Source organism: Kitasatospora griseola (assembly GCF_014648555.1).
In the GTDB taxonomy this organism is placed as follows: domain Bacteria; phylum Actinomycetota; class Actinomycetes; order Streptomycetales; family Streptomycetaceae; genus Kitasatospora; species Kitasatospora griseola.
Map to the genome: position 1 here is coordinate 28,684 of NZ_BMRI01000040.1, position 25,729 is coordinate 54,412.

Consider the following 25,729-nt stretch of genomic DNA (forward strand, 5'->3'; position numbering starts at 1 on the left):
GGCGAAGGGTCGCCGCGCCCCGTGGCGGGTATCCGCCTTGTCCGGGACGTGAATTGACGGATCGTCAGGCTGGTGGCCCGAGGGTCGGTCGAACGGTCAGCGGGCGGCCGGCTTCGGGGTGGTGAAGCACGGCCCGGCGGCGACGAGCACCGCGTCCAGCAGTCCGGGGAAGCGCGCGGAAAGATCTGCGGCGCGCAGTGTGTTCATCTTAGAGGTGCCGCGACGGTGCTGGCGGATCAGTCCGGCCTCGCGCAGGACGCGGAAGTGGTGGGTCAATGTCGATTTGGTGACCGGCAGTTCGAACGCCAGGCAGTTCAGCTCGTCGCCGCCCACCGCCGCCAGGTCGGCGACGATCCGCAGCCGGGTCGGGTCGGCGAGTGCGTGCAGCACGGCCTCCAGCCGCAGCTCGGCGACGGTCGGCTCCGGCAGCAGTCCCGGGCAGTCCTGGTCGGTGGTCACCCTGCCATAGTACGAGAACTCTCGTAGTTTGACAGATGTCGTAGTACGGCAGCTATCGTACGAAGCGAAGAGACCAGTCGGGACCACAGGAAGGACGGGCCGTCGTGAGCGCCCTGTTCGAGCCGATCACCCTCCGTTCGCTGACCATCCCCAACCGGATCTGGCTCAGCCCCATGTGCATGTACTCGGCCGCCCACGAAGGCCCCGAGACCGGCGTCGCCACCGACTTCCACCTCGCCCACCTCGGCTCCCGCGCCGCCGGCGGCGCGGGCCTGGTCATGGTCGAGGCGACCGGCGTCCGCCCCGACGCCCGGATCTCCCCCTGGGACCTCGGCCTGTGGAACGACCGCCAGCAGGACGCCCTCGCCCGGATCGCCGCCCTGATCCGCCAGCACGGCTCCGTCCCCGCCATCCAGCTCGCCCACGCCGGCCGGAAGGCCTCGACGGGGAAGGCCGGTTCGGGCGGCGGACCGCTGGCCGTGGCGGACGGCGGCTTCCCGATCGTCGGCGCGTCCCCGATCCCGTTCGACGAGGGCTACCCGGCACCCGCCGAACTGACGGAGGCGCAGATCGCCGAGCTGGTCCAGGACTTCGCCGATTCCGCCCGCCGCGCGCTGGCGGCCGGCTTCCAGGTGGTCGATGTGCACGGCGCCCACGGCTACCTGATCCACCAGTTCCTCTCCCCGCTCACCAACCACCGCACCGACGGCTACGGCGGCGACTTCGCCGGCCGCAGCCGCCTCGCCCGCGAGATCGCCGGCGCCGTGCGGGCCGTGTGGCCCGAGGAGCTGCCGGTGCTGTTCCGGGTCTCCGCCACCGACTGGGTCACCGACCGGCCCAGCTGGACGGTCGAGGAGTGCGTGCTGCTCGCCAAGGAGCTCCAGGCCATCGGCATCGACCTGGTCGACGTCTCCTCCGGCGGCCTCGTCCCGAACGCCGAGATCACCGTCGGGCCCGGCTACCAGGTGCCGTTCGCCGCGCAGATCCGGCGCGAGGCCGGCATCCCGGTCAGCGCCGTCGGGATGATCACCGAGCCGGACCAGGCGGAGGCGATCCTGGCGGACGGCGAGGCGGACGCGGTCATGCTCGGCCGCGAGCTGCTGCGCGACCCGTACTGGCCGCTGCACGCGGCGAAGGCGCTGGGCGTGGACCGCAACTGGCCCGCCCAGTACGGCTTCGCGGTCGGCTCCCGGGGCTGAGCCCCGTGCTCGGCTCCCGGGGCTGAGTCCCGTGTTCGGCTCCCGGGGCTGAGCCCCGCGCGACGGGCCGTGCCCGCACCCCTGCCCGGGGCGCGGGCACGGCCCGCAGTGGTCTTCGGTCACTTGAAGAACACCGAGTAGTCGACGGACGAGCCGCTCCGGAAGTCGGCCCCGCCGCCGACCGTCGGGATCTTTCCGTCCGCCGAGACGATCGGCGTGCCGCCCGGAGAGTGCGGTCGGGGCGCCGCACGCCCCCCCAAGGCCCGGAGCGCTGTCGGCCGGTCAGCCCCGGTGGGGCGAGGGCCGGGCGTTCGGTCGGCGGGTGCGTTCCCGCGAACCGTCCAGCGGCCCCGAGGAGTTGGGCGCCCGCCGACGCGAGGCCGCGACCTGGCGGGAGACGACGACGTCTATCAGGCACCACACCAGGACGAAGACGCCCATCGCCATCATCGCCAGTGCGGGCACGATCAGGTTGGTGTGGGACCAGGAGGCCAGGACGGCGACGATGACCGTCACCACGGTGAACGCGAACGCCAGGCCCGCGCGGACGGCGGCGGCACGCACCTCGTCCGGCAGCCGGTTGCGCCGACGACGCGCCATCGCCCACCCCCTGTCGGACCCCAGGTTGCCCCCATGGGGGTGAAGGTATGCCCCTGCCCGGCTGAATTCCACTCAAACCGGGCGTGTCGCACCCCGACGGGCCGTCAACCCCCCTGAGGAGGATCGTATTCGGCCCGGCAAGAGGGCCGCCGGGAGGTCAGTCGGTGAGGGTGGCGTCGAGTTCCTCCAGTGCGCCGACCACGATGGTGCGCATCGCCCGCTCGGCGAGTTCGGGGTCGCCCGCGCAGATGGCCTCGGCGACGTCCCGGTGCAGTTGGACGGCGTACTCGCGGGGGCGGTGCGGCATCAGGCGGTGCTCGGTGCGGCCGGTGAGCACCGCGCCGACGGTGTCCTTCAGGTGCGCGAACATCTCGTTGCCGGAGGCGCGCAGGACCGCCGCGTGGAACGCGATGTCGTGTTCGAGGAAGGCTTCGAGGTCCGCGGCCCGGGCGGTGACGGTCAGTTCGACGGCCAGTGCGCTGAGTTCCCGCCGGTCGTCGTCGCTGGCGTGGCGGGCGGCCAGCGCCGCCGCGGCGGGCTCGACCGCGACCCGCAGCGAGCCGAGCGAGCGCAGCTGCGCGGAGCGGCCCGCGCCGGCCAGGCGCCAGCGGATGACCAGCGGGTCGAAGACGTCCCAGTCGGACTGCGGCCGCACCGTGGTCCCGACCCGGCGGCGCGGCTCGACCATCCGCATCGACTCCAGGATGCGCACCGCCTCCCGCACCACGGTGCGGGACACCCCGTGCTGCGCCTCCAGCTCCTCGGCGCGCAGCACGGTGCCCGCGGGCAGCTCGCCGGAGGCGATCGCCGGACCGAGGTGGGCGAGCAGTCGGCCGGGCAGGCCCTGGATCTCCATCCCGCCAGCCTATCGGCGAGGTCACGGCGGCCGAGGGGGCGGGGGAGCGGTGAAGGGCTCTCACCTGCGATAACGCATATATGTATGACGATTGGGTTTCGGCGGCTTGAATAAGTCATACCTTTGGGTCTACCTTGCCCGTGACCAGGCAAGGACAGGAGCACCACCCATGGCTCTCAGCGTCGAGAACCAGCAGCCGCCCGTCATCGTGGTGATGGGCGTCTCCGGAGTCGGGAAGACCACCGTCGCCCGACTGCTCGCCCACCGTCTCGGCCTCCCGTACGCCGAGGCCGACGACTTCCACCCCGCCGCCAACATCGCCAAGATGAGCGCCGGGACACCGCTCGACGACCACGACCGCGAACCCTGGCTGCGCGCCCTCGGCGCCTGGCTCGGCGAACGGGCCGCGGCCGGCACCGGCGGCGTCGTCACCTGCTCCGCCCTCAAGCGCAGCTACCGCGACATCCTGCGGGACGCCTGCCCCGAGGCGTTCTTCCTGCACCTGACCGGCAGCCACGAGCTGGTCGGCGACCGCATCGCCCACCGCACCGGCCACTTCATGCCGCCCTCGCTGCTGGACTCCCAGTACGCCACCCTCGAACCCCTCCGGGCGGACGAGAGCGGCACCGTGCTGGACGTCGACGCCGACCCCGACACCCTCGTCGACCGCGCCGTCGCCGCCCTGCCGAACTGACCCCCGCCCGACCTGTCACACCCGCCGCCGCGCACCCGAGACCCCCCGGGGCGGCGACGGCCCGTCAATGGAGACTCGCGTGACCCCCACCCTGCTGGCCGCCGCCGCGCCGGCGCTCCCCCACACGTCCAGCAACGGCCAACTGCTGGTCGCGGTGCTGCTCAGCATCGGCGCGATCGTGCTGCTGATCACCAAGTTCAAGCTGCACCCGTTCCTCGCGCTCACCCTCGGCTCGGGCCTGCTCGCCGCCGTCGCCGGCGCGCCGTTCGACAAGCTGCTCAGCAGCTTCTCCACCGGCTTCGGCTCCACCGTCGCCTCGGTCGGCCTGCTGATCGGCCTCGGCGCGATGCTCGGCAAGCTGCTCGCCGACTCCGGCGGCGCCAACATCATCGCCGACACGGTGCTCGCCCGGACCGGCCCGAAGATGCTGCCCTGGGCGATGGCGCTGATCGCCGCCGTGCTCGGCCTGCCGCTGTTCTTCGAGGTCGGCGTCGTGCTGCTGATCCCGATCGTGCTGCTGGTGGCCCGCCGCGGAAACGTCCCGCTGATGCGGATCGGCATCCCCGCGCTGGCCGGCCTGTCCGTGCTGCACGGCCTGGTGCCGCCGCACCCCGGCCCGCTGGTCGCCGTCGACGCCCTCAAGGCCGACCTCGGCGTCACCCTGGCGCTCGGCCTGCTGATCGCCGTCCCCACCCTGATCGTGGCCGGCCCGCTGTTCTCCCGGTTCGCCCAGCGCTGGGTCGGCCCGCTGGAGATCCCCGCCGACACCACGCCCGCCGAGACCGTCAAGCACGAGAAGACCCCGCGGTTCGGCGCCGTCCTGGCGACCATCCTGCTGCCGGTCGTGCTGATGCTCGGCAAGGCCCTCGCCGACGTGGTGATCGACGACCCGAAGGCCGGCGTTCAGCGGTTCTTCGACTTCATCGGCTCCCCGCTGATCGCGCTGCTCGCCGCCACCCTGCTCGCCATGGTCACCCTCGGCAGGGCCGCCGGGTTCGACAAGACGAAGATCTCCGCGACGGTCGGCAACTCGCTCGGCCCGATCGCCGGCATCGTGTTCATCGTCGGCGCGGGCGGCGGCTTCAAGCAGACCCTGATCGACGTCGGCGTCGGCCAGGCCGTCAGCGACTGGTCCGGCAAGTGGCACATCTCGGCGCTGCTGCTCGGCTGGCTGATCGCCGTGCTGATCCGCCTCGCCACCGGCTCCGCCACCGTCGCCACCATCACCGCCGCCGGCATCGTCGGCCCGCTGGCCGCCGACATGTCGACCACGCACGCCGCGCTCATGGTGCTCGCCATCGGCGCCGGCTCGCTGTTCCTGTCGCACGTCAACGACGCCGGCTTCTGGCTGGTGAAGGAGTACTTCGGGATGAGCGTCGGCCAGACCCTGAAGTCCTGGTCGGTGATGGAGACGGTGATCTCGGTGGTCGCGATCGCCCTGATCCTGCCGCTCAGCCTGATCATCTAGCGAGCGACACCCCCCAGACCGCGACGCCCTCCGGATCCCGCTTCTCTCTCCCGGAGGGCGTCGTCGTGTCCCCGGACGCCTCAGCGCGCCAGCAGCTCCGCGGTCCGCTTGCGGACCTCCTCGGTGTCCAGCCCGCGCACCGTCAGCGTGGTGCGCCGACGCAGCACGTCGTCCACCGTGTACGCCCACTCCTGCTCGGCCGCGTACGCCACCTGCGCCCAGATGTCCGGCCCGCCCGGGTGCACCCGCTCGCCCAGCTCGGGCCGCTCGGCGATCATGCGGGCGATCTCGAACGACAGCGTGCCGTAGTGGGTGGCCAGGTGGCGGGCCACCAGCGGGTCCATCCGGGAGCCCGGCTCGCGGTCCATCAGCAGGCGGTGCGCGACGGCCTGCGGGGCGCCGATGCCGGGCAGCGGCACGGTCGCCGGGATGGGCGAGACGTCCTCGGCGAGGCCCACGCCGCGCGCGTGCTTCAGCTTCTCCAGCACCACCCGGCCGATGTGCCGGTAGGTGGTCCACTTGCCGCCCGCCACCGACAGCATCCCGGCCCGGCCCTCGGTGACCACCGTCTCCCGCTTGGCCGCCGCCGTCGCCCCCGGACCGCCCGGCAGCACCCGCAGACCCGCGAACGCGTACGTGATGTCCTCGCGGCGCAGGTGCTCCTCGCGCACCGCGTGTCCCGCCTCGGACAGGATCTGGTCGATGTCGGCGTCGGTGGCCCGGACGTCCAGCGGGTCGCCGGTGTACTCCTCGTCGGTGGTGCCCAGCAGGACGTGGTCCTCCCACGGGATGGCGAAGGACACCCGGTACTGGTCGATCGGAATGGTCAGCGCGGCCCGCCACGGCGCCTGTCGGCGCAGCACCACGTGCGCGCCCTTCGACAGCCGGATCGACGGCGCGGCGCCCGCGAACTCCATCCGCCGCAGGTGGTCCACCCACGGGCCGGTGGCGTTCAGCACCAGGCGGGCGTCGATGCCGAACTCGGCACCGTCCAGGCGGTCGCGGACATCCGCGCCGGTCACCCGGCCGCGGGTGAAGCGCAGCCCCGTCACCTCGGCGTGGTTGAGCACCACCGCGCCCGCGTCGACCGCCGCGCGGACCGTCATCACGGCCATCCGGGCGTCGTTCATCTGGTGGTCGCCGTACACCGCGACGCGGCGCAGGCCCTCGGTGCGCAGCCCCGGCACCGCGCGGGCCGCCTGGCGGGGGGAGACCACCCGGCCCAGGCCGTCGCGGAACGCCGACAGCGCCGAGTACAGGAAGACGCCCGCGCCGAGCTTGGGCGCCGAGTGCGGGCCGCCCTCGTAGACGGGGACGAAGAAGGTCAGCGGGTTGACCAGGTGCGGGGCCACGTCGGTGGCCAGCGCCCGGCGCTCCTTGTGGTTCTCGGCGACCAGCCGGACCGCGCCGGTCTGCAGGTAGCGCAGCCCGCCGTGGACCAGCTTCGAGGACGCGGAGGAGGTGGCGTTCGCGAAGTCCCCGGCGTCCACCATGGCCACCTTCAGACCCGCCTGGGCGGCCGTCCAGGCGGTGGCGGTGCCGAGGATGCCGCCGCCGATCACCAGCAGGTCGTAGCGGGCCCGGCCGAGCAGGTCGCGGGTGGCGGCGCGGGAGGCGACGCGGCCGGCGGCGCGCTCGGCGCCCAGGGTCGGGATGCTTGCCATGGTGTGTGCGGCGGGCCCGGTTTCGCGGCCGGTCCGCGTCTCCTTCCGATCGGGAATGCGGACTCTGACTGAGGTGTCAGAGCTGCGGCTGCTCGTCGTCCTGCTCGATCCAGCCCATGGTGCGCTCCACCGCTTTCAGCCAGTTGCGGTGCTCGTGCTCGCGGGTCGCGGCGTCCATCCGGGGCGTCCACTCGGCGGCCCGGTGCCAGTTGGCGCGCAGGGTGTCCAGCCCGTCCCAGAAGCCGACCGCCAGGCCGGCCGCGTAGGCCGCGCCGAGAGCGGTGGTCTCGGCGACGTACGGGCGCTCCACCGGGACGTTCAGCACGTCCGCGATGTTCTGCATCAGCAGGTTGTTGGAGGTCATGCCGCCGTCGACCTTCAGCGCGGTCAGCGTGACGCCGGAGTCCTTCTGCATGGCGTCCACCACCTCGCGGGTCTGCCAGGCGGTCGCCTCCAGCACCGCCCGCGCCAGGTGGCCCTTGGTGACGTACCTGGTCAGGCCGGTGATCACGCCGCGCGCGTCGGAGCGCCAGTACGGCGCGAACAGGCCGGAGAACGCGGGCACGAAGTACGCGCCGCCGTTGTCCTCGACGGTGCCCGCCAGGGTCTCGATCTCGGCTGCCGTCGAAATGATGCCGAGCTGGTCGCGCAGCCACTGCACCAGCGAGCCGGTGACCGCGATCGACCCCTCCAGGGCGTACACCGGCGGCCGGTCGCCGATCCGGTAGCCGACCGTGGTGAGCAGCCCGTGGTAGGAGTTGACGATCCGTTCGCCCGTGTTCAGCAGCAGGAACGTGCCGGTGCCGTACGTCGACTTCGCCTCGCCGACGTCGAAGCAGGTCTGGCCGAACAGCGCGGCCTGCTGGTCGCCGAGCGCCGCCGCGACCGGCACGCCCGCCAGCACGCCGACCGCCTCGCCGTACACCTCGGCGGAGGAACGGATCTGCGGCAGCATCGCCATCGGCACGCCGATCGACTCGGCGATCCGCTCGTCCCACTCCAGGGTGTGCAGGTTCATCAGCAGCGTGCGCGAGGCGTTGGTGACGTCCGTGACGTGCCGGCCGCCGTTCACACCGCCGGTCAGGTTCCAGATCAGCCAGGTGTCCATGGTGCCGAACAGGATGTCCCCGGCCTCGGCGCGCTCGCGCAGGCCCTCGACGTTGTCCAGCAGCCAGCGGATCTTCGGCCCGGCGAAGTAGCTCGCCAGCGGCAGCCCGGTCTCCCGGCGGAACCGGTCCTGGCCGACGTTGCGGCCCAGCTCCCGGCAGAGCGCCTCGGTGCGGGTGTCCTGCCAGACGATCGCGTGGTGCACCGGCTCGCCGGTGTGCCGGTCCCACAGCACCGTGGTCTCGCGCTGGTTGGTGATGCCGACCGCCCGGACGTCCTCCCGGGTCAGCCCCGCCTTGTCCAGCGCGCCGCGCACCACCGCCTGCACCCGGGTCCAGATCTCCGCCGCGTCGTGCTCGACCCAGCCCGGCTGCGGAAAGATCTGCGCGTGCTCCTGCTGCTCGACGGCGACGATCCGGCCGTCCGCCCCGAACAGGATGCACCGGCTGGACGTGGTGCCCTGGTCGATCGCGGCGATGTAGCTGGCAGTCATGCGGTTCCTCGGCTCGGCTCGGCTCAGGGGGTCGTCAGGGGAGCGGGGCTGACCCTTCGTCAGTCCCCGTGCGCGCGGGTCCGGCAAACCAGGCGGGCGGCGCGGAACGCCCGGACCCTCCAGCCGTCGTTCGACAATGTCGACCGACGTTTGGAAGCCAACAGCAGCCGGACGCCCGACGTCAAGGCGTTGTGACCCGCGACGCCCCGACGGCCACCCACCGACGCCGAACGATCACCCGCTGCCCACCGCGCCCCCTCAGAACCGGTGCGCCCCGAGGTCGCGGGAGATCGCCCGGGCCGCCGTCCGCACCGACGCCACCAGCGACGGCCGCACCGCACCGCCCTCGCACACCGTCTCCACCGCGCCGCTCACGCACACCGCGCCCACCGGGTTGCGCCGCCGGTCCTGGATCAGCGCCGCCACCGACGCCACGCCCTCCCAGGTCTCCTCCACCGCGTCCGCCCAGCCCCGCTCCCGCACCAGCGCGCACTGCGCGTCCAGCGCCGCCGGCTCGGTCACCGTCCGCGGCGTGAACGCCTCCCACGGCCCGTCCCCCAACTCGCCGCGCGCCACCGGGTCGTACGCCAGCAGCACCTTGCCCAGCGCCGTCGCGTGCAGCGGCTGCATCGAACCGACCTCCAGCACCTGCCGCGAGTCGTCCGGCCGGAACACGTGGTGCACCACCAGCACCCCCCGCTGGTGCAGCACCCCCAGGTACACCGTCTCGCCGGCCGCCCGCGCCAGGTCGTCCGCCCACACCAGCGCCCGGGCCCGCAGCTCGTGCACGTCCAGGTAGCTCTGGCCGAGCCGCAGCAGCTCCGCGCCCAGCTGGTACTTGCCGCTGTCCGGGTCCTGCTCGACGAAGCCCTCCTGCTGCAGGGTGCGCAGGATGCCGTGCGCCGTGCCCTTCGCCAGCCCCAGCCCCGTCGCCACCTCCGACAGGCCGAGCCGCCGCTCCCCGCCCGCCAACAGGCGCAGGATCGCGGCCGCCCGCGACAGCGACTGGATCGCACCGGACATCGGCCCACCTCCACTGACCACCGGTCGGCCATGCCGACCCCACCTACCGTGCTCCGACCGTACTACCCCGCCGCCGCCACCCGGACGCCCGGCACCGGACGATCAGGCCGTCGTCGCGGCCGGCTCCGCCACCCAGCCCGCCAGCAGCACCAGGCCCGAGGCGCGGTGCACCGCCAGGAACGCGAACGGCCGGTCGAACCGCGCCGCCGCCCGGCGCACCCGGAACCGCTTCGGGGCGGGCATCGCGCCGCCCCTTCGCATCGCCACCGCCGTCACCGCGCCGCCCCTGAAGCCCTCCGCCGAGAACTCCGCCACCGCCGCCTGCCGCGCGCCCGACACCTTCAACGGAAGGCTCCGGCTGATGCCCCGGAACCAGTCCTCGTGCGCCGTCGCCCTCCCCAGCCCGAACAGCTCGGCAGCCGCCAGCAGGTCGTGCTCGGCGCGGACGGCGAAACCCGCCGTCCGCAGCGTGCCGGTGTTCCCCGGCACGGCCGAGTCCACCGACTCCAACGTCAGCCCCGGCCAGGACTCCCCGTCCGACAACCCCTCCAACGGCATCCGCCACGACTCGCCCGACACCAGCTCGAACCCGGCCGCCACCACCGCGCCCGGCGCCGCGTCGAGCTCGCCCAGCACCAGATGGACGTCCACCTCGCCGTCCCCGACCACCCGGACCTCCGTGACCGGGCCCGCCGAGGTCTCCGACACCGAGATCCGCTCGAACAGCTCCGGACCCGACACCTCCAACTTCACGAACTCCCGCCACGACCACGGCCCTTCGAGCACCCGGAAGCGGCTCGGCACGAACCGCTTCGCCCACCTGGTCCGCACCGTCACCGCGGACGCCAGCACCAGCAGCACCTCGGCGAGGTCCACCGGCATCCGCTGGAGCAGGCCACCGGTCTGCTCCTTCGCCCACTGGTCCAGCGCCGCCCGGTCGGCGTCGGTCCCGCCCGTCAACCGCCCCCACATCGAAGGGCCCAACTGCCCCAGCCAGTCGGGCTCCACCTCGACCTGCCGAGCCGTCCACAGCCCGAGCGCCGCCGCACAGCCCGGCGTCCGCCGCACCAGCGCCAACAACTCCCGGGCCGCCGCCGGGGCTTCCTCGGCCGGCACCCCCAACGCCTGCTCCAACTCGGCCCGCACCGGCCCGTCGGCCCCCGCCGCCAGCATCGCCAACAGCGGCCACACCCCCACCGCCGTCCACACCTGCCCGGCCTCGAACGCCAACTCCCGCCCCCAGCGCGCCCCGAGACCGTTCACCAACCCGACCGCCTGCACCGCAACCCCTCTCCGTCCGTCGATCACCGCCCCATCCTCCCGTCCCGCGCCGGGATTCGCGGCAATCGACGGTCACCCGGAGAGCGCCGCCGCCAGCTCCGCGATCCGGCCCGGACCCACCCGGCAGCAGCCGCCCACCAGCCGGGCGCCCGCCGCGACCCAGCGCGGCGCGTCGGCGGCGTCGAAGGCGGCCGGACCCGCCCAGTCACGGGCCGTCGCGTCCCAGCCCTCGCCGCTGTTCGGGTACGCCACCGCCGGGCGGCCCGTGAGCTCCACCGCCAGCCGCACCGCCGACGAAACCTCCTGCGGCGCGCAGCAGTTGACGCCCACCGCCACCACCTCCGGGACGTCCGCCAGCAACGCGAACGCCTCCGCCAACGGCTCCCCGCCCCGGGTCCGGCCGTCCGCCGCGCCGAACGAGAACCACACCGGCACGCCCAACCCCCGCACGCACTCCGCCAGAATGGACGCCTCCAGCAGATCTGGCACCGTCTCCACCGCCAGCACATCCGGCCCCGCCGCCGCCAACACCTCCAGCCGCGGACGGTGGAAAGCGGTCAACTCGGCGGCGGACAAGCCGTAATGGCCCCGGTACTCGGAACCGTCCGCCAACACCGCCCCGTACGGCCCCACCGACGCCGCCACCCAGCGCGCCCGCCCGTCACCCGACTCCGCCGACGCCTCCTCGGCCGCCTGCCGCGCCAACTCCACACTCGACGCCAGCAGCCGGTCCGCCTTCGCCGCACCCACGCCGCGCCCCGCGAACCCCGCCCGACTCGCCTGGTAGCTCGCCGAGGTGGCCACCTGCGCCCCCGCCGCGAAGAACGCCCGGTGCGCCGCCACCACCTGCCCCGGATCGTCCAGCAGCAGCCGCGCCGACCACAGCGCATCCGACAAGTCGCAGCCCTGCGCCGCCAGTTGGGCGGACAGGCCGCCGTCCAGCACCACCGGACCGGCCGCCATCGCGGACCCGAAGCCCGCGGTGGCGCCGGGAGCGTTCGAGCCGTCGAGCGTCGCTGCCATCCCTCCAGCCTGCCGCACCACCCGCCGCGCGGCGAACCCGTCGCACCCGGGCCTCAGCCCCCGGCCGCGGGCACCGGCCTGGAGGTGACCGCGATCCGGTTGTACGCGTTCACCACCGTCGCCGCCCAGGCCACGAACGCCGCCTCCGGATCCGACAGCACCGCCCGCGCCACCCGCTGCGCCCGCGCGCCCTCCGCGTGGTCGGGGAGCCGGGTGACCGCCTCCGCGAGCGCCAGGGCGGCCTGCTCGCGGGGCGTGAACAGCGGGCCGGACTCCCGCCAGGCCGCCAGCCCGTCCAGCCGCTCGTCCGACTCGCCGGCCTTCCGCGCGGCCGAGGTGTGCAGGTCCACGCAGTACGTGCAGCCGTTCAGCTGCGAGCAGCGCAGCCGCACCAGCTCCAGCAGCAGCGGCTCCAGCCCGGCCGCCGCCGCAGCCTGCTCGACGGCGCCGTGCAGCGCGTGCACGGCGGCGAAGGCCTGCGGGGCGAGTTCGATCAGCGGAAGCGGCGGGAGCGTCCCGGCTGCGGCGGTCCGGATCGTGTCGGGTCCGGCTGCGGCGGTCCTGGTCGCGGCGGCGTCGGTCGCGGAGGTGTCGGTCACGGAGCGAGGCTATGGCTCCCGCATGGGCCCGCCGCCGTCGACTCGCGCGGCGATCACCCACCCGGGAGACAGGTCTTGAAACCGTTGACCGTGTCCCCAAATCGTGGCGCAGGCCTTGGAGTTCAACGGCCATCGGCCTGACGGTCGGTCAATACGCGAGGTATGTCACCCAGTTGGCGGTACGCAGCCGAACCGGAGCGCGTCTCGCCGGTAGTGTGACGTTCCGTGGCCGACCGCACCGATTGTGTGATGGCCACTCATTCGAACCCCGGCGGGCGACACCCCGTCGGCCCTGTCCCTGGACCGGCCGCCGCCCGCCACAGACTCACGTGGAGACACCGATGACCAGTTCCGTGCAGGCCGACCGTACCCAGAAGCGCTTCGACCTCTGGGACGTGAACGGCGACGGCCAGATCGACCGCGCCGACTGGAACGCCGAGGCGACTCGCATCCTGCAGGCCTTCGGCGAGGCCCCGACCTCCCCGGCCGGCCGCCAGCTGACCGAGGCCTACCTCGGCATGTGGAGCTTCTTCGCCGACAAGGCCGGCATCGACGAGCACGACGGCGCGCTCACCCCCGAGCAGTTCAACCACATCGCCGAGGAGCACGTCCTGGAGAACGGCGGCGCCGGCTTCGGCCGTGTCGTCAAGCCCACCATCCAGGCCATGGTCGAGCTGGTCGACGTGGACGGCGACGGCCAGGTCAACCCGGCCGAGTTCAAGACCTGGCTGGACGCCATCGGCGTCGAGGGCATCGTGCCCGCCGAAGCGTTCCGCCAGATCGACACCGACGGCGACGGCCAGCTGTCCGTCGACGAGCTGGTCCACGCCGTCCGCGCCTACCACGTGGGCGAGCTGGACGTTCCGCTGCTGGGCCGCTGAGCCCTCCACCGCGGCGAGGCCGGTGACGGCCTGACGCACTTCGGGCCCGGAACGGGGAAGGCGCCCCCCGATCCGGGCCTTTCGGCATGCCGCGAGGCTTGGATCGGGGGGCGCCGGCAGCTCCGATCGCTCAGAACTCCGCGGCCGCCGGGACGAACCGCACCGGCAGTTCCGGCCGCAGGTCCAGCTTCTCGCCGGTGAGCAGCCGGTCGGAGGCGATCAGCACGTTGTAGTGGTTGGGGAAGTGACAGGCGTCGAAGCCCAGTACCGTCCCCACCCGGTGCTCCCCGACGAACACCTCGTCGCCCCGGTCCAGCACCCCCGCCGCCGCGATCTCCGCGAAGCCGAGGAACCCCACCCGGTCGATCCGCGCACCCGGCGCCGTGTCCCGCTGGTCCGTGGTGACCAACTCGTGCACCTCGCCGACCCGGACGCAGCGGCTGGCGAACGGCTCCAGGCTCATCCCGCGTTCCGTCCGACTGTGCAGCAGCACCTTCACCAGGGTGCCCGTCACTGTCCGCTTCGACCCGTTCTCCCGTACCGCGCCCGGCAGTTGGGTCGGAGCGTTCCGCTGCCGAATCATCCGCGCACCCCCGCCCGCTCGGCCCGGTACGCCGCCTCGACCACCCGCAGCGCATCCACCCCGTCCGGGCCTCGGCCGTCGTCGCCCGCCGCCGGGGCGCCCGCCAGCAGGGCGGCGAACTCGGTGACGATGCCGACGTACTCGTGCCACAGCGACTGCTTGAACCCGTCGTGCCCGGCCAGCAGATCCGCCCGCAGCACCGAGCCGTCGGCCAACTCCACGGTGACGTCCTTCAGTTCGCCCGGGTACGACCAGTCCAGCTCGATCCGGCCGCGCACCCCGCCCGCGCCCGACAGCTCCAGCACCGCGGACCGGTCCACCCCGCTCCCGTCCCGCCGCACCTCCGCGGAGCCCGGACTCATCGGCCCGGCCAGCAGCCGCAGCAGGTCGTACGCGTTCGGGCCGTTGTCGGCGACGCAGCCGCCGCCGCACCGCTCCGGCTCCAAGTACCAGCGGTCCCGGCCGACATGCTCCTCGATCAGCTCGAAGTACCGCGCCGTCACCGACCGGACCGGCGCCGCGCCGTCCAACGTCCGGCGCAACTCCCGCACCGCCGTGTTGTACCGCCGGTGGAACGCCGTGAACAGCGGCACCCGGCGCTCCACCGCCAGGGCCGCCAACTCCGCGCCCTCCGAGGCCCGCAGCGCCAGCGGCTTCTCCACGCACACCGGCAGCCCCGCCCGCAGCGCGTCCCGACAGATCGGCAGGTGCTGGTCGTTGGGGACGGTCACCACCACGGCGTCCAGCCCGCCCGCCGCCAGCAGCGCCCGGTGGTCCGTGAAACGCCCGACGCCGTCGGGGAATTCGCGCAGGAGATCCGCGTCCCGGTCGCAGACCGCCGCCAACCGCACCCCCGGGACCTGCTCCAGTGCGGCCAGGTAGAACCGCGAGATCACCCCGAGACCGATCACCCCCACCCGCAGGCCGCTCACCGCGCCACCTCCACGGCCACCGGTCGGACACCGAACTGCTCGGCCACTGCCGCCAGTTCATCCAGCAGCGGGGCCGCCAGCGGTACGCCGTCACGGCGCGCCTCGGCCGTCCTCCGGGCCTCGTGCCAGCCCGGGTAGACGACCGGCCCGGACTGGTCGCCGGCGGGCGGACAGTCCAGCACCGTGGCGAACAACGTCCGCGCGTCCGCAGCCACTTGGGCCGGATCGCGGAGCGTCGCCGGGGCGATCGCCAGGGCGAACAGGCCGATGTCGTCGTCCCGGCCGGTCGGACCGCCGTCGCCGTCGAGCGCCGCCGGCTCCGGACCGAGCCCCGCGCCGGGCAGCATCGCCGCCAGCACCTCCACCATCAGCCCCAGCCCGAACCCCTTGAACTCGGCGCCCGAACCCGACCCCAGCCACAACAGATGCGCCTCGCCCCGGTCGAACGCGGCCGGGTCCGTCACCGGCCGACCGTCCTCGTCGGCCAGCCACCCCGCCGGAATCGTCCGCCCCGCCCGCGCGGCCGCCCGCACCCGCCCCGTCGGGACGGCGGTCGTACTCATGTCCAGGATGTACGGCGGCAGTTCACCCGCCGGCGCGGCCACGCTCCACGGATTGGTGCCCAGCAGCGCGACCGCGCCACCCGGCGGACGGGCGATCCGCTGCCGCCCGCAGTTCGACGCCAGCAGGCCGACCATGCCGCGTCCCGTCACCCGCGCCGCATGGTGCCCGGCACACCCGAAGTGCGTCGCCCGCCGCACCGACACCAGCCCGATGCCGAACCGCTCCGCCCGGTCCGCCGCCAACTCCATGGCCGCGCCCGCCTGCCACAGCCCGAGCGCGTTCCCCGCGTCCACCAGCACCGCCGCCCCCCGATCGGCCACCACCACCGGCTCGGCCGCCGGATCGGCCCGCCCCTGAGCCAACAGCGGCAGATAGAGCCGGGACAGATTCACCAGCCCGTGCGAGTCCATCCCCGCCGCGTCCCCGTAGCACAATGCCTCCGCCGCCGACCGCGCCCGATCCGGCGGCAGCCTGTGCGCGACGAAGACATCGGTGGTGAAGCGGAGCAGCTCGGCGTACGGGACGCGAACGGTGCGGGCGGCGGAACTGGGCGCGGACGCCACGGTGCTCATGGGCGGCGGTCTCCTGGAGGTGGGAACGATGGGTGGCCAAGTGGTGCTGTTTCGGTCGTGCTGCTACCGGCCTGCCGGAGGGACCGGCACGGTCAGTGGCGTGGCCGGTGACGGGCGAAGGCCACCAGCAGGCGGGCCACCGCCGAGGCGAAACCGTCGAGTTGGGCGAGCTCGGCGAACTCGCCTTCCGCGTGCGCCCGGTTGGCGCCGAGGTCGCCCGGGCCGAGCACCACGGTGAACGCGTCCGGCAGGCCCGCCGTCCAGATCGCGTCGCAGGTGAACGCCGGCTCGTGGTCCGGGAACCGGTGGATGCCGGCCTGTCGGGACAGCAGCTCCTCGAAGGCGGGATGCCGGTTGTCCAGGACGGGCAGGCCGCGCTTGAGCCAGTCCAGCCGGGTGATCCGCGCACAGTCGGCGGCCGTCCGGACGAACTCCGGCACCCCGGCGAACTCCCGCCGGAACGCGGCCAGTGCGGCATCGACCGCCGCCTGCACGGTCTGCTCCGCGCGACGGCCCGAACGGGCGTCCCGATAAGGGAGGTTGAGCAGCAGCTCGCCGGTTCCGTACACCCGGTTGTGCAGCGGACCGGTGCTCAGGCCCGCCACGCACACCGGGTCGCGCGGGGCCGGGACGGTGCCCAACTCCCGGGCCAGGTACTGGGCGAGGAAGCCGAGCAGCACCGTCGCGTTGTGGCCCTCGCCCGGACAGTCGTCGATCGCGTCCTCGCCGCGGACCCGGAGCCGGGCGGTGGCCGCCGCGGTGGCCCGGGGCAGGTACCGCAGCCCCGTCGGCTCGCAGAACACGTTCAGCGCGCCCACGTACCCGGCTTCCACCAGCGGACGGGTGCCGAACACGCCCATCGCGCCGCCCTCTTCGCCCGAGACGGCCTGCACCAGCACTCCGACCGCAGTGCCCACCCGGGGCTCCGCCGCGACCGCCGCCCGAATCCCCGCCAGCAACGCCACCGCCGGGCCCTTGGCGTCGATCGCGCCCCGCCCGGTGAACCGCCGCCCGTCGAAGCCGACCGGCTCCAGGCCCGCCACCGTGTCCAGGTGCACGTTGAACATCACCGTCGCCGACCGGGGCAGCTCCGCGCCGAGCCGCAGCACCAGACTCGGCTGACACGCCAAGAACGCTGCGTCGTCGGCCCGTTGGCGCACGGTGAGCGGTACGTCCGGCCGGTCGAGCTCCGCCGTGCGGGGTGCGCCGCGATGCACTTCGGCCAGGCCGGCCGCCTCCGCCGCCCGGGCGTACACCGTGAGCGCCTCGGGGAGCCGCGGGGGCGGTGCGCCGGGGCCGGTCTCCAACGGGCCGGCGGTCGGCAGGGCCAGCAGGTCGAGCAGCAACTCCCGCTCCTCGGAACGGAGTCGGGCCCCCATGGCGGCCGGAGTGCGGGCGACGCCGACAGCGGTGGGCGCGGTCTCCCTGCTCACGCGACACCGCCGCTGCGTTCCAGGCCGCCCGGCACCGCGCGCCAGCCGGCCGCGAACGGCAGGATCTTCTCCGCCACCAGTGTGTTCAACGCCCGTCCGGCGGCGACGAATCCGCTCACGGCGGTGCCGTCCGCCGCCAGGCCCTGGTGCGGGCGGGTGGCGAGGTGGGGCTCCAGTGACCAGCTGCCGCTCCAGCCCCGGTCCACCAGGAAGCGCAGGCTCTCCGCGAGCCGCGCCACCCCGTCGCCCGGCAGCACGTACTCGGTGCGGTTGCCGCCGCCCACCGCGTCCTTGATGTGCACGTGGGCGACGTGGTCGACCACCTCGCGGAGCATCAGGTACCCGTCGTAGCCGTGCGGGACGCCGTTGCCCGCGTCGAACAGCAGGCGCAGTGCCGGGCTGTCCACCGAGGCGACCAGGTCGAGTTGGCGTTCGGCGGAGGCGCCGGCCCAGCCGCTGCAGTTCTCGTGCAGCAGGGTCAGGCCGCTGCGGCCGGCCAGTTCGGCCAGGCGGGTCAGCCGTTCCAGCGCACGGCGGCGCCAATCCGCCTCCGACAGGCCCGCGTTGGGGTAGGACATGACCCGGATCCGGTCGGTGCCCAGCAGCGCGGCGCGGACGGCGAGAGCGGAGATCTCGGTCAGGTCGCGGTCGAGATCGTCGGTGATCCGGCTCGCCCAGTTGCCGATCCGGGAGGCCAGGCCGGTCACCCGGGTGCCGCGGGCGGCGAGCGTCTCGGCGATCCGGCGGACCCGGTCGAGCGGCAGCTCGGCGATCCACTTGCCGTCCACGGTCCGCAACTCGATGTCGTGCCAGCCGAGTTCGTTCAGTGCGTCGAGCTGCCCGGGCAGGTCGGGGGCGGCCTCGTCGCCGATGCCGCCGAAGCTGATCGCGGCGAGTGCGTCCCCCGACGGGCGGAGCCGACGACGGCCGAGCGGCGCCCCGGGCGGAGCGGTGTCGACGGTCTGTGCGGCCGGGCCGGTCATCGGGCGGCCGCCGGGCGGCGCTGGGCATCCCGAGCCTGGGCATCCCGAGCCTGGGTGCCGCCGACCTGTGGCTCGCGGGCCGGTGCATCGTCGACCTGTGCGTCGCGGGCCTGCGCGGCGATCGTCTTGGCCTGGTCGAGCAGCCGCACCACCTGGGAGTTGACCGCCAGGTCGGGGTGCGGGTGGTGGGCGCCGGCCGCCGCGCCGCCCGCTGCGAAGTAGGCGTAGACGCGGTGCAGGAAGGTGCTCAGCGAATCGTCGTGGAGCAGCTCGGTGCTCTCGCCCTGGTGGTCGATGACGGTCAGCCGGGCGTAGGCGTCGGCCTCGCTGCCGGGGAAGTGGCCGATCAGGGTGCCGTGGGCGAGTTCCAGGGTGACCCGGCGCTCGCGGACGGGGGAGGTGAGGTCGGAGCGGATCCGGGTCCACGCGCCGCTCTCGTGCTGGAGGTTGAGCCAGGCGGTGCCCAACCGGGGCAGCACCTGCCCGCCGACCACCATGTCGGTGCCGCCCGCGCCGGTGACCCGGCCGGGCCCGGCCAGCGAGAGGCAGAGACCGAGGGAGTGCGGCAGCTCGATGTCGAACGCGGTGGGGTGGCCGTCGCCGGCCAGCGAACGGGAGAACCGCGGCTTGCGCTGCACCACGTGGATGGTGCGCAGCGGGCCGTACGCGCCGCTCGCCAGTGCGGCGCGCAGCCGGTCGGTCAGCCGGCTGCCGAGCCACTGGGCGACCACCACCAGGTCCAGCCCATGGCGCTCGCGCAGCGCGAGCAGCTCGTCCAGCCCGGCCGCGTCGGCGGCGAACGGCTTCTCCAGCAGGATGCGCCGGTAACCGAGCCGGCCCAGGGTGTCCAGCGCGGCGACCCGTTCGGTCGGCGGGGTGCACAGGTGGACGACGGTCTCGGCGGGGTCGGCCAGCAGGGGTGCCTCCGCGAGGCTGACGGGCCGCAGATCGGCCGCCGCCCCGGGGCGGCGACGCGGGTCGACCGCGAGCATCGGGGCGGGTGCGAACAGGTGTCCGGAATCGGCGGCGGTGCGCAACCGACGCAGCACCGGCAGATGGAGTCCGCTGCCCGCCCGCCCCATTCCGACCAGTAAGGTCTCGAGTCCGTTCGACATGGCGAGCCGTCCTTCCGTCCGATTCGCGGGGATCGCGTCGCCGGGTATTCAACCAGCACTTCCGACGAGACCTGTCAGAACGTCAACTCGCTTACGTATCAAGCCATTCGAACGAGTGAAGCGAACGATTCGGCGCAGTGGACGGCGGTGGCAGCGGCATAGATTCAGCGGGGTGTATCGAACCGCTGCGCCGGAGATTCACCTGCGCCCGCACGCCGGTCGCGAATCGGACGGGGCAACCGGAAAGCGCTTTCAATCTCCCTCTGCAGTGCTGATCGGAAAGCGTTTTCCGACCGCGGTCGGCCCACCCGTCCGTCACCTCCCACAATCCGATGAGAGTTCCATGGGTGCCTCCTCCGGCGTCTCCTTCTTCGACCAGACCGAGACCTTCGAATCCCTCTGGCCCACCACCCGGCGCCACCTCGACGAACTGATGGACCGCGGCAAGTACTCGCACGGCCCCAAGGTCGCCGAACTCGAGGCCGCGCTCGCCGCCTGGACCGGCGCCCGACACGTCGTCGGCGTCAACAGCGGCACCGACGCGCTGGTCCTGCTGCTGCGCGCGGCCGGCCTGCAGCCCGGCGACGAAGTGATCGTCCCGACGTACACCTTCGCCGCGTCCGCCACCGCCGTGGTGCTGGCCGGCGGCCGCCCGGTCTTCGCCGACATCGACTCGCACAGCTACAGCCTCGACCCGGCCAGTGCGGAAGCCGTCCGCACCGAGCGCACCCGCATGGTCATGCCGGTCCACCTGTTCCACCAACTCGCCGACCTGAACGCCCTGCTGGACTTCGCCGCCCGCCACCGGCTGACCGTGGTCGAGGACAGCGCCGAGGCGTTCGGCATGCGCTGGGACGGCGTCCACGCCGGACTGCACGGCGCCGGCGGCGTTCTGTCGTTCTTCCCCACCAAGACCCTGGGGGCGATCGGCGACGCCGGGGCCGTCCTCACCGACGACCCCGACCTCGCCGACGCCGTCGCCGCGATGCGCCACCACGGCCGCACCGGCGCCACCGTCGACGACTTCCCCGCCATCAACCGACCCACCGAACTCCTCGGCACCAACAGCAAGATGGACGACATCCAGGCCGCCGTCCTGCTCGCCAAGCTCGACCGCGCCGACCAGTGCATCGCCCGCCGGGCCGAGCTCGCCGCCCGCTACACCGAGCGCCTGGCCGACACCCCCGGCCTGACCCTGCCCACCGTCGTCCCGCGCACCGCCGCCACCAACCTCGTCTGGTACGTCTACCTGATCGAGTCCGACCACCGCGACGAACTCGCCGCCCACCTCGCCCGGCACGGCGTCCAGACCGAGACCTACTACCCGACGCCGCTGCACCTGCAGCCCTGCTTCGCCGAACTCGGCCACCGGCCGGGTGAGTTCCCCAACGCCGAGGCCGCCTGCTCGCGCGCCCTCGCGCTCCCGCTCTACCCCGACCTCGCCGACCACGACCTGGACCTGGTCAGCGACCTGGTCCGCGGCTTCCAGCACGGAAAGCACCGATGACCACCACCGCGCCCCCACCGATCCCGTTCTTCCCGCCCGACCTCTTCGAGGACGACCGCGACCTGCTGCTGGACGTCGTCCACGAGGTCGCCACCGACCCCGCCCAGCGCTTCATCCTCGGCGAACGCACAGCCCGCTTCGAGGAGTTGCTGCGCACCGACCTCGGAGTCGCCGACGTCGTCGCCTGCGGCAGCGGCACCACCGCGCTCACCCTGATCCTGCGCGCCATGGGCATCACCGCCGGCGACGAGGTGATCGTCCCCGCGTTCGGCTGCGCCCCGCTCGCCAACACCGTCCTCGGCGTCGGCGCCACCCCCGTGTTCGCCGACATCGACCCGCACACCCTGGTCATCGACCCGGACGCCGCCGAGGCCCTGATCACCGCCCGCACCAAGGCGTTGATGCCCGCCCACATGTTCTCGGTGATGGCCGACATGCCGCGCCTGCGCGCCCTCGCCGACCGCCACGGCCTCCGTCTGATCGAGGACTCCGCCGTCGCCCAGGGCGCCGTCCTGGACGGCCGGCCCGCCGGCACCTGGGGCGACGCCGGCCTGTTCTCGTTCGTCCAGGTGAAGTCCTTCGGCGGCCCCGGCGAGGGCGGCGTCGTGGTCACCGACGACCCCGAACTCGCCCGCACCGTACGGATGCTGCGCAACCACGGGCAGGACGGGGTGCACCGCTTCCGGCACCATCTGATCGGCCTGAACAGCCGGTTCGACGAAGTCCTCGCCGCGTTCCAGCTGCGCCGCCACCCCGGCCTCGCCCGTCGGCTGGCCCGTCGGGCCGAGATCGCCGCCCACTACACCGAACAGTTCGCACCGCTCGCCGCGGCCGGCATCACGCCGCCGCCACCCGGCACCAACGGCCGCTGCTACTACGTCTATTCACTGCTCGCCGAGCCCCGCGACCAGCTCCGGAAGCACCTCGCCGCGCAAGGCGTCGACAGCCACGTCTACTACCCCCGCGCGCTGCCCCACCAGCCCGCCTTCGCCTCCGCCGCCCCCGCCGACGGCCGCTGGCCGAACGCCGAACGAGCCGCCAGCCAGTGCCTGTCCCTCCCGATCTACCCCCACCTGACGGACGCCCAGGTCGAGCGGATCACGGCTGCCGTGCTCTCCTTCGCCGGCGCACCGGCGCCGGTGAGCTGAACCGCCGGGGTCCACCACCTCGCCGCTGTGGTGGACCCCGGCCGTCCTGGCATCAACTCACCACAACCGCCGTCTCCTGCTCGCGAGTCGAGGACGTCGCCAGCTCGGTGAGCGCCAACCGGTCCGGCTTCCCGGACGCGCCCAGCGGCAACCGGTCCAGCAGCACCAGCCGCTCCGGCCACTTGTACTTCTCCAGACCGCACAACTGGCCCAGATAGTCCGTGAGTTCAACCAGCGCCAGCCCGCCCGCAGGCTCCCTCGGCACCGCGCACACGCACATCCGCTCCCCGAGATCCGGATCCGGCACCGGCACGCACACCGCCTCCACCAGCCCCGGGTGCCCCTCCAGCAGGCGCTCCACCTCCGACAGGCCGATCGACACCCCGCCCCGGTTCACCATCTGCTTGATCCGCGCCACCACCCGCAGCGACCCGTCCGCCTCCAGCACCCCCCGATCGCCGGACCGCACCCACCCGCCGTCCACCCGCAGCCGGGCGTCCAACTCCGGTTCCCCGACGTGGCACAGCGGACTCATCGGCCCCCGCGCCTGCAACTCGCCCGCCACCCCCGCCGGCACCGGACGCCCGTCCGGCCCGCACACCCGGAACTCCGCCACCGCCGGATCCGGCCGCCCCACCCGCAGTACATCGGCGTCCGAACTCGTCCACCGGGTATGACAGTTCACCCCGTCACTGGCCCCGTACACGTTCACCACCGGACGCCCGAACCGCCGCAACGTCGCACCCAGCACCGCCGACGACAGCATCGCGGAGCTCGACACCACCGCCTGCAAGGACGACAAGTCCTCACCCGGAGATGGCGATCGATCCGCCAGACGACGCAGCATCGTCGGCACCGCCGCCAGGTGCGTCGGCCGCCAACGCCCCACCGCCGCCAGCGCGTCCGCCGGATCGAACCGCTCCCGCAACACCACCGTCGCCCCGCACCGCAGCAACGACACCACCGCCAACGAGCCGTACGCCGTCGCCGGATGCACCAACAGCAACACCCGCGGCGGCGTCCCGTCCGCAGTCCCCAACGCCCGCTCCACGTACCGCCCCCGGCCCCCCGCCAGCGCATTGTGCGAGTACGCGATCAGCTTCGGCGCGGACTCCGACCCCGAGGACACCAGAATCCGCGCCGGCGCCTCCGCATCCACCGCCACCGGCTCCCACCCCGCCAGCTCCGGCCACGGCTCCGGCCCCAGCACCACCACCTCGTGCAGCCACGGCAGTTCGGGCCGCAACCCGTCCACCAACGCCTTCCACTCCGGCACCGTCACCACCGCATCCGCCCGCGACGTCCCCAACAGCGCCAGCAGATCCCGCCGCCCGTGCCCCGGCACACACGGCAGCACCACCGCCCCCAACGCCGCCACCGCCAGATCCACCGCCACCGCCCGCCAGTCCGCCGGCACCTTCGTCGCCACCACCGACCCCGGCCCCACCCCCCGCGCCGCCAACCCTGCCGCCAACCCCCGCACCCGCCGGGCAAGTTCCCCGAACGTCACCTCACCCCCGTCGTCCACCACAGCCACCCGCCCCCCATCAACCCCCACCCGCTCCACGAACAACTCGTACAACCCCCGCCCCGGACACCACCCCCGAGCCACCCACTCCTCCCGCAACCCCCGCCCCACCTGGTCCGGAAACTCCACTCCGGCCACCGAGACCCACGTACCGTCCACAACCACCACTACCACTCCCGTTCACTGATCGATCCATCCACTGAAAACCCGCCCCCGGGGTGAGGCCCGACGACCTCCGCGACCGGCACAGGGGCGCCCCTCACTGCCGGGGCAGGCCCGTCCCGCAACTGCTGTGCAATGCCCGGACGGGGGGACGCGGGCAACCGGCCTCGAAACACCGCCGTGTCCGGAGCCGGCCTGTTGCCCGGGCCTACGCAGTCCGGGCCATGCCTGTCCGTGGAGGCTGCGCCGGCGGGGTGCCGCGTAGCCCGCAGGTCCTGTGCGGCGCAGATATTCCGCGCAGGGCGGGGCGTCGGCACTGGCCGCGAGGTGGGCGCCCCCGCGTCGTGGCCACGCGGTGCCGGCCGCGGCAGCCGCGCCTGCCCACCGCCGACACGCGGCTCCGAGGTCCTCGCCGAAGCCCGCGCACCCGGGGGAGTTCGCCCATCGGGCCGGGCGCGCCCGATGCCGCCGGCAGCGTATGGCGCGTGCAGCCATCGATTGACGTGCGGGCGCAGGCTGGTGAAGAGCTGCTGTGCTCTGTGACCGATGCGTGAGACGTGGTGCCCGGCGGGCTGTCGGATGCACCTACGCGGAGCCCCCAGCCCGCTCCACCTGCGCGCCGGGCCCGGACTGTCGGGGCGTAGAAGGCTTTGCCTTCGCGCCCCTGCCCTGCGCCCGCCATTCGAGGTGCCTGGGCACGGCAGCACACCCACCGTCGTCGGAGTCGGCCACCGGACGCACTTCCGCCCGCGTCGCAGCCGCATGCTGATGTGACATCCCGCCGCCTGCCGGTGCTGCGCGGGGCCCTCGGCAGGCCCGGGCGCACGTGCGATCGCCCTGCCCCGCTGCGAGGTCGGAGACAGTTTCGTTGGGGGATGCTCGTCGTTGTCCTCATGCCGGTTCGCGACGGGCATCCGGACTGTTCGGTGCCTGCTCGGCTGCCGGGCGTACACGGTGTCCGGGTTCTGGTGCCCGACCGGTGGTCCGGTGCGCCTGGCCCGCCGGGGTGGCTGTGCGATCGTCGATCAGAGCTGTCACCGGGGGTGGACGGGGGCTGTTCCGATGCCGGCGCAGCGCTGGTGGGCGGCGCGCAGCGCCATGGTGATCGTTCGCGCTGCACACGGCAGACGCGTGATCGGGTATCAGGAGTGCGTCGCGTGGCCATGACCGCCGAGGCCCAGGGTCCGCAGGTGCTGTGCGGCCGGTCGGGGTGCATGGGCGATCGCCGACCTGCTCCACGAGGTCCGGGGTGGGCAGCTGGTGACCATTCGGACGGTTCGCTGCCGACGCCTGGCCGGCCATCGGGCGGCCATGATGTCCGAGATTTGGTGCGTCGGCCGGTTCCGCCTGGGCAGGAGTCGAAGGCCGTCCAGGCCCGGGGGCCGCAGCTGTCGCGCGGCTGGTCGCTCGGTGCTCCTGGTCGACCCGCGTGCATGCGCGATCGTCGATCCGTTCCACGACGTCCGCGACTGTCACTTGCCGGGGCTGGTTTGGTGCCGCAGCTTCGCTGAGGCCGTTCCGTCGCTGCCTTCACGCTGGTGGGCAGTGTGCGGTGCCGTGGTGAGCCGGTGTGCGGTCGGCTGTCGGGCGTATGTGGCGTTCGGGTTCTGTGGCGCTGGCCTGTTCGACCTGGCTGGGCGGCCACGGCCGTCGAAGTGCCGGGGCCTCGGTTGCTGCGTCGGGAGCCCCTGTACGTGGGGAGTGATGCGGCGGCGCAGCGTCGCCCGGGTGCGTCCGTCGTCCCGGCAGGTACTGTGCGACACCTGTGCACGCGCCCGGAGTTGCTCCCAACTGGCCCCGGCGAGAAGAGCGGTGGGGCATCAGAAGCGCACCTCCGAGGCCCGCACCGCCGACC

The 25,729-nt window shown here is 73.6% G+C and carries 23 protein-coding genes; 6 read left to right on the forward strand and 17 right to left on the reverse strand.

Translation table 11 applies throughout. The features are described 5' to 3' along the window. Positions 1-96: 96 nt before the first annotated feature. On the reverse strand, positions 97-459 hold the full coding sequence (locus IEZ12_RS32125; protein WP_189277123.1) for an ArsR/SmtB family transcription factor: 363 nt from the start codon (positions 457-459) through the stop codon (positions 97-99). 104 nt (positions 460-563) lie between these two features. Here IEZ12_RS32125 and IEZ12_RS32130 point away from each other — a divergent pair, with 104 nt between their 5' ends. Then, complete coding sequence (locus IEZ12_RS32130; RefSeq protein WP_189277125.1) at positions 564-1,658, forward strand: NADH:flavin oxidoreductase/NADH oxidase; 1,095 nt, start codon at positions 564-566, stop codon at positions 1,656-1,658. 119 nt (positions 1,659-1,777) lie between these two features. Here IEZ12_RS32130 and IEZ12_RS32135 read toward each other — a convergent pair whose 3' ends face one another. The 3 genes from IEZ12_RS32135 to IEZ12_RS32145 form a co-directional block, all read right to left on the reverse strand. Further along, a complete protein-coding gene (locus tag IEZ12_RS32135) occupies positions 1,778-1,918 on the reverse strand; it encodes a hypothetical protein (RefSeq protein ID WP_189277127.1) in 141 nt (46 codons plus the stop codon). Positions 1,919-1,940: 22 nt separating this feature from the next. After that, positions 1,941-2,258 carry a hypothetical protein gene (locus IEZ12_RS32140; RefSeq protein WP_189277129.1) on the reverse strand — a complete coding sequence of 106 codons (318 nt, stop codon included), beginning with the start codon at positions 2,256-2,258 and terminating at the stop codon, positions 1,941-1,943. Positions 2,259-2,415: 157 nt separating this feature from the next. Further along, on the reverse strand, positions 2,416-3,114 hold the full coding sequence (locus IEZ12_RS32145; RefSeq protein WP_189277131.1) for a FadR/GntR family transcriptional regulator: 699 nt from the start codon (positions 3,112-3,114) through the stop codon (positions 2,416-2,418). A 169-nt stretch (positions 3,115-3,283) separates the two neighbouring features. Between IEZ12_RS32145 and IEZ12_RS32150 the strand changes: the two genes are divergently transcribed. Next, positions 3,284-3,808, forward strand: a complete 525-nt coding sequence (locus IEZ12_RS32150) for a gluconokinase (RefSeq protein WP_043908949.1) — start codon at positions 3,284-3,286, stop codon at positions 3,806-3,808. Between the two features lie 67 nt (positions 3,809-3,875). Beyond that, entirely contained in the window at positions 3,876-5,276 is a 1,401-nt protein-coding gene (locus IEZ12_RS32155; RefSeq protein WP_189277133.1) for a GntT/GntP/DsdX family permease, read from the forward strand. 80 nt (positions 5,277-5,356) lie between these two features. Here the strand turns inward: IEZ12_RS32155 and IEZ12_RS32160 are convergent, their stop codons facing one another. From IEZ12_RS32160 to IEZ12_RS32185, 6 genes are all read right to left on the reverse strand, one after another. Next, positions 5,357-6,940 (reverse strand): glycerol-3-phosphate dehydrogenase/oxidase, encoded by a 1,584-nt coding sequence (locus tag IEZ12_RS32160; RefSeq protein WP_189277135.1) that lies wholly within the window; start codon positions 6,938-6,940, stop codon positions 5,357-5,359. Between the two features lie 76 nt (positions 6,941-7,016). Then, positions 7,017-8,540: a glycerol kinase GlpK gene (glpK, locus tag IEZ12_RS32165; RefSeq protein WP_189277137.1), complete on the reverse strand. Its 1,524-nt coding sequence runs from the start codon at positions 8,538-8,540 to the stop codon at positions 7,017-7,019. Between the two features lie 258 nt (positions 8,541-8,798). After that, on the reverse strand, positions 8,799-9,563 hold the full coding sequence (locus IEZ12_RS32170; RefSeq protein WP_189277139.1) for an IclR family transcriptional regulator: 765 nt from the start codon (positions 9,561-9,563) through the stop codon (positions 8,799-8,801). Positions 9,564-9,665: 102 nt separating this feature from the next. After that, positions 9,666-10,826: a serpin family protein gene (locus IEZ12_RS40215; RefSeq protein ID WP_268250287.1), complete on the reverse strand. Its 1,161-nt coding sequence runs from the start codon at positions 10,824-10,826 to the stop codon at positions 9,666-9,668. A 90-nt stretch (positions 10,827-10,916) separates the two neighbouring features. After that, the gene (mmuM, locus tag IEZ12_RS32180) at positions 10,917-11,807 is read right to left on the reverse strand and encodes a homocysteine S-methyltransferase (RefSeq protein WP_189277174.1); all 891 of its coding nucleotides are present in this window, start codon (positions 11,805-11,807) and stop codon (positions 10,917-10,919) included. Between the two features lie 113 nt (positions 11,808-11,920). Further along, a complete protein-coding gene (locus IEZ12_RS32185; protein ID WP_229848427.1) occupies positions 11,921-12,466 on the reverse strand; it encodes a carboxymuconolactone decarboxylase family protein in 546 nt (181 codons plus the stop codon). Between the two features lie 341 nt (positions 12,467-12,807). Between IEZ12_RS32185 and IEZ12_RS32190 the strand changes: the two genes are divergently transcribed. After that, positions 12,808-13,347 (forward strand): EF-hand domain-containing protein, encoded by a 540-nt coding sequence (locus IEZ12_RS32190; protein ID WP_043908935.1) that lies wholly within the window; start codon positions 12,808-12,810, stop codon positions 13,345-13,347. A 130-nt stretch (positions 13,348-13,477) separates the two neighbouring features. Here the strand turns inward: IEZ12_RS32190 and IEZ12_RS32195 are convergent, their stop codons facing one another. The 6 genes from IEZ12_RS32195 to IEZ12_RS32220 form a co-directional block, all read right to left on the reverse strand. After that, entirely contained in the window at positions 13,478-13,930 is a 453-nt protein-coding gene (locus IEZ12_RS32195; protein ID WP_189277141.1) for a DUF6917 domain-containing protein, read from the reverse strand. After that, positions 13,927-14,862 (reverse strand): Gfo/Idh/MocA family protein, encoded by a 936-nt coding sequence (locus IEZ12_RS32200; protein ID WP_189277142.1) that lies wholly within the window; start codon positions 14,860-14,862, stop codon positions 13,927-13,929. Before IEZ12_RS32200 ends, IEZ12_RS32195 begins: the two co-directional genes overlap by 4 nt. After that, positions 14,859-15,998: an Ldh family oxidoreductase gene (locus tag IEZ12_RS32205; protein ID WP_189277144.1), complete on the reverse strand. Its 1,140-nt coding sequence runs from the start codon at positions 15,996-15,998 to the stop codon at positions 14,859-14,861. The genes IEZ12_RS32200 and IEZ12_RS32205 overlap by 4 nt, the downstream gene beginning before the upstream one ends. A gap of 92 nt (positions 15,999-16,090) precedes the next feature. Beyond that, positions 16,091-17,431: a M20/M25/M40 family metallo-hydrolase gene (locus tag IEZ12_RS32210; RefSeq protein WP_308431103.1), complete on the reverse strand. Its 1,341-nt coding sequence runs from the start codon at positions 17,429-17,431 to the stop codon at positions 16,091-16,093. Next, the gene (locus IEZ12_RS32215) at positions 17,428-18,414 is read right to left on the reverse strand and encodes a sugar phosphate isomerase/epimerase family protein (RefSeq protein WP_189277146.1); all 987 of its coding nucleotides are present in this window, start codon (positions 18,412-18,414) and stop codon (positions 17,428-17,430) included. The genes IEZ12_RS32210 and IEZ12_RS32215 overlap by 4 nt, the downstream gene beginning before the upstream one ends. Further along, positions 18,411-19,529, reverse strand: coding sequence for a Gfo/Idh/MocA family oxidoreductase (locus IEZ12_RS32220; protein ID WP_189277148.1), 1,119 nt, complete (start codon positions 19,527-19,529; stop codon positions 18,411-18,413). Before IEZ12_RS32220 ends, IEZ12_RS32215 begins: the two co-directional genes overlap by 4 nt. A 343-nt stretch (positions 19,530-19,872) precedes the next feature. Here IEZ12_RS32220 and IEZ12_RS32225 point away from each other — a divergent pair, with 343 nt between their 5' ends. Both IEZ12_RS32225 and IEZ12_RS32230 read left to right on the forward strand, forming a co-directional pair. Beyond that, the gene (locus IEZ12_RS32225; RefSeq protein WP_189277149.1) at positions 19,873-21,036 is read left to right on the forward strand and encodes a DegT/DnrJ/EryC1/StrS family aminotransferase; all 1,164 of its coding nucleotides are present in this window, start codon (positions 19,873-19,875) and stop codon (positions 21,034-21,036) included. Next, on the forward strand, positions 21,033-22,184 hold the full coding sequence (locus IEZ12_RS32230) for a DegT/DnrJ/EryC1/StrS family aminotransferase (protein WP_189277151.1): 1,152 nt from the start codon (positions 21,033-21,035) through the stop codon (positions 22,182-22,184). Before IEZ12_RS32225 ends, IEZ12_RS32230 begins: the two co-directional genes overlap by 4 nt. A 52-nt stretch (positions 22,185-22,236) precedes the next feature. Here IEZ12_RS32230 and IEZ12_RS32235 read toward each other — a convergent pair whose 3' ends face one another. Further along, complete coding sequence (locus tag IEZ12_RS32235) at positions 22,237-23,886, reverse strand: class I adenylate-forming enzyme family protein (protein ID WP_308431104.1); 1,650 nt, start codon at positions 23,884-23,886, stop codon at positions 22,237-22,239. Positions 23,887-25,729: the final 1,843 nt, after the last annotated feature.

Coding starts and splice junctions, on each gene's coding strand:
- IEZ12_RS32140 (WP_189277129.1), bottom strand. CDS start 2,258: ATGGCGCGTCGTCGGCGCAACCGGCTGCCGGACGAGGTGCGTGCCGCC.
- IEZ12_RS32145 (WP_189277131.1), bottom strand. CDS start 3,114: ATGGAGATCCAGGGCCTGCCCGGCCGACTGCTCGCCCACCTCGGTCCG.
- IEZ12_RS32150 (WP_043908949.1), top strand. CDS start 3,284: ATGGCTCTCAGCGTCGAGAACCAGCAGCCGCCCGTCATCGTGGTGATG.
- IEZ12_RS32155 (WP_189277133.1), top strand. CDS start 3,876: ATGGAGACTCGCGTGACCCCCACCCTGCTGGCCGCCGCCGCGCCGGCG.
- IEZ12_RS32160 (WP_189277135.1), bottom strand. CDS start 6,940: ATGGCAAGCATCCCGACCCTGGGCGCCGAGCGCGCCGCCGGCCGCGTC.
- glpK (WP_189277137.1), bottom strand. CDS start 8,540: ATGACTGCCAGCTACATCGCCGCGATCGACCAGGGCACCACGTCCAGC.
- IEZ12_RS32170 (WP_189277139.1), bottom strand. CDS start 9,563: ATGTCCGGTGCGATCCAGTCGCTGTCGCGGGCGGCCGCGATCCTGCGC.
- mmuM (WP_189277174.1), bottom strand. CDS start 11,807: ATGGCGGCCGGTCCGGTGGTGCTGGACGGCGGCCTGTCCGCCCAACTG.
- IEZ12_RS32190 (WP_043908935.1), top strand. CDS start 12,808: ATGACCAGTTCCGTGCAGGCCGACCGTACCCAGAAGCGCTTCGACCTC.
- IEZ12_RS32195 (WP_189277141.1), bottom strand. CDS start 13,930: ATGATTCGGCAGCGGAACGCTCCGACCCAACTGCCGGGCGCGGTACGG.
- IEZ12_RS32205 (WP_189277144.1), bottom strand. CDS start 15,998: ATGAGCACCGTGGCGTCCGCGCCCAGTTCCGCCGCCCGCACCGTTCGC.
- IEZ12_RS32215 (WP_189277146.1), bottom strand. CDS start 18,414: ATGACCGGCCCGGCCGCACAGACCGTCGACACCGCTCCGCCCGGGGCG.
- IEZ12_RS32220 (WP_189277148.1), bottom strand. CDS start 19,529: ATGTCGAACGGACTCGAGACCTTACTGGTCGGAATGGGGCGGGCGGGC.
- IEZ12_RS32225 (WP_189277149.1), top strand. CDS start 19,873: ATGGGTGCCTCCTCCGGCGTCTCCTTCTTCGACCAGACCGAGACCTTC.
- IEZ12_RS32230 (WP_189277151.1), top strand. CDS start 21,033: ATGACCACCACCGCGCCCCCACCGATCCCGTTCTTCCCGCCCGACCTC.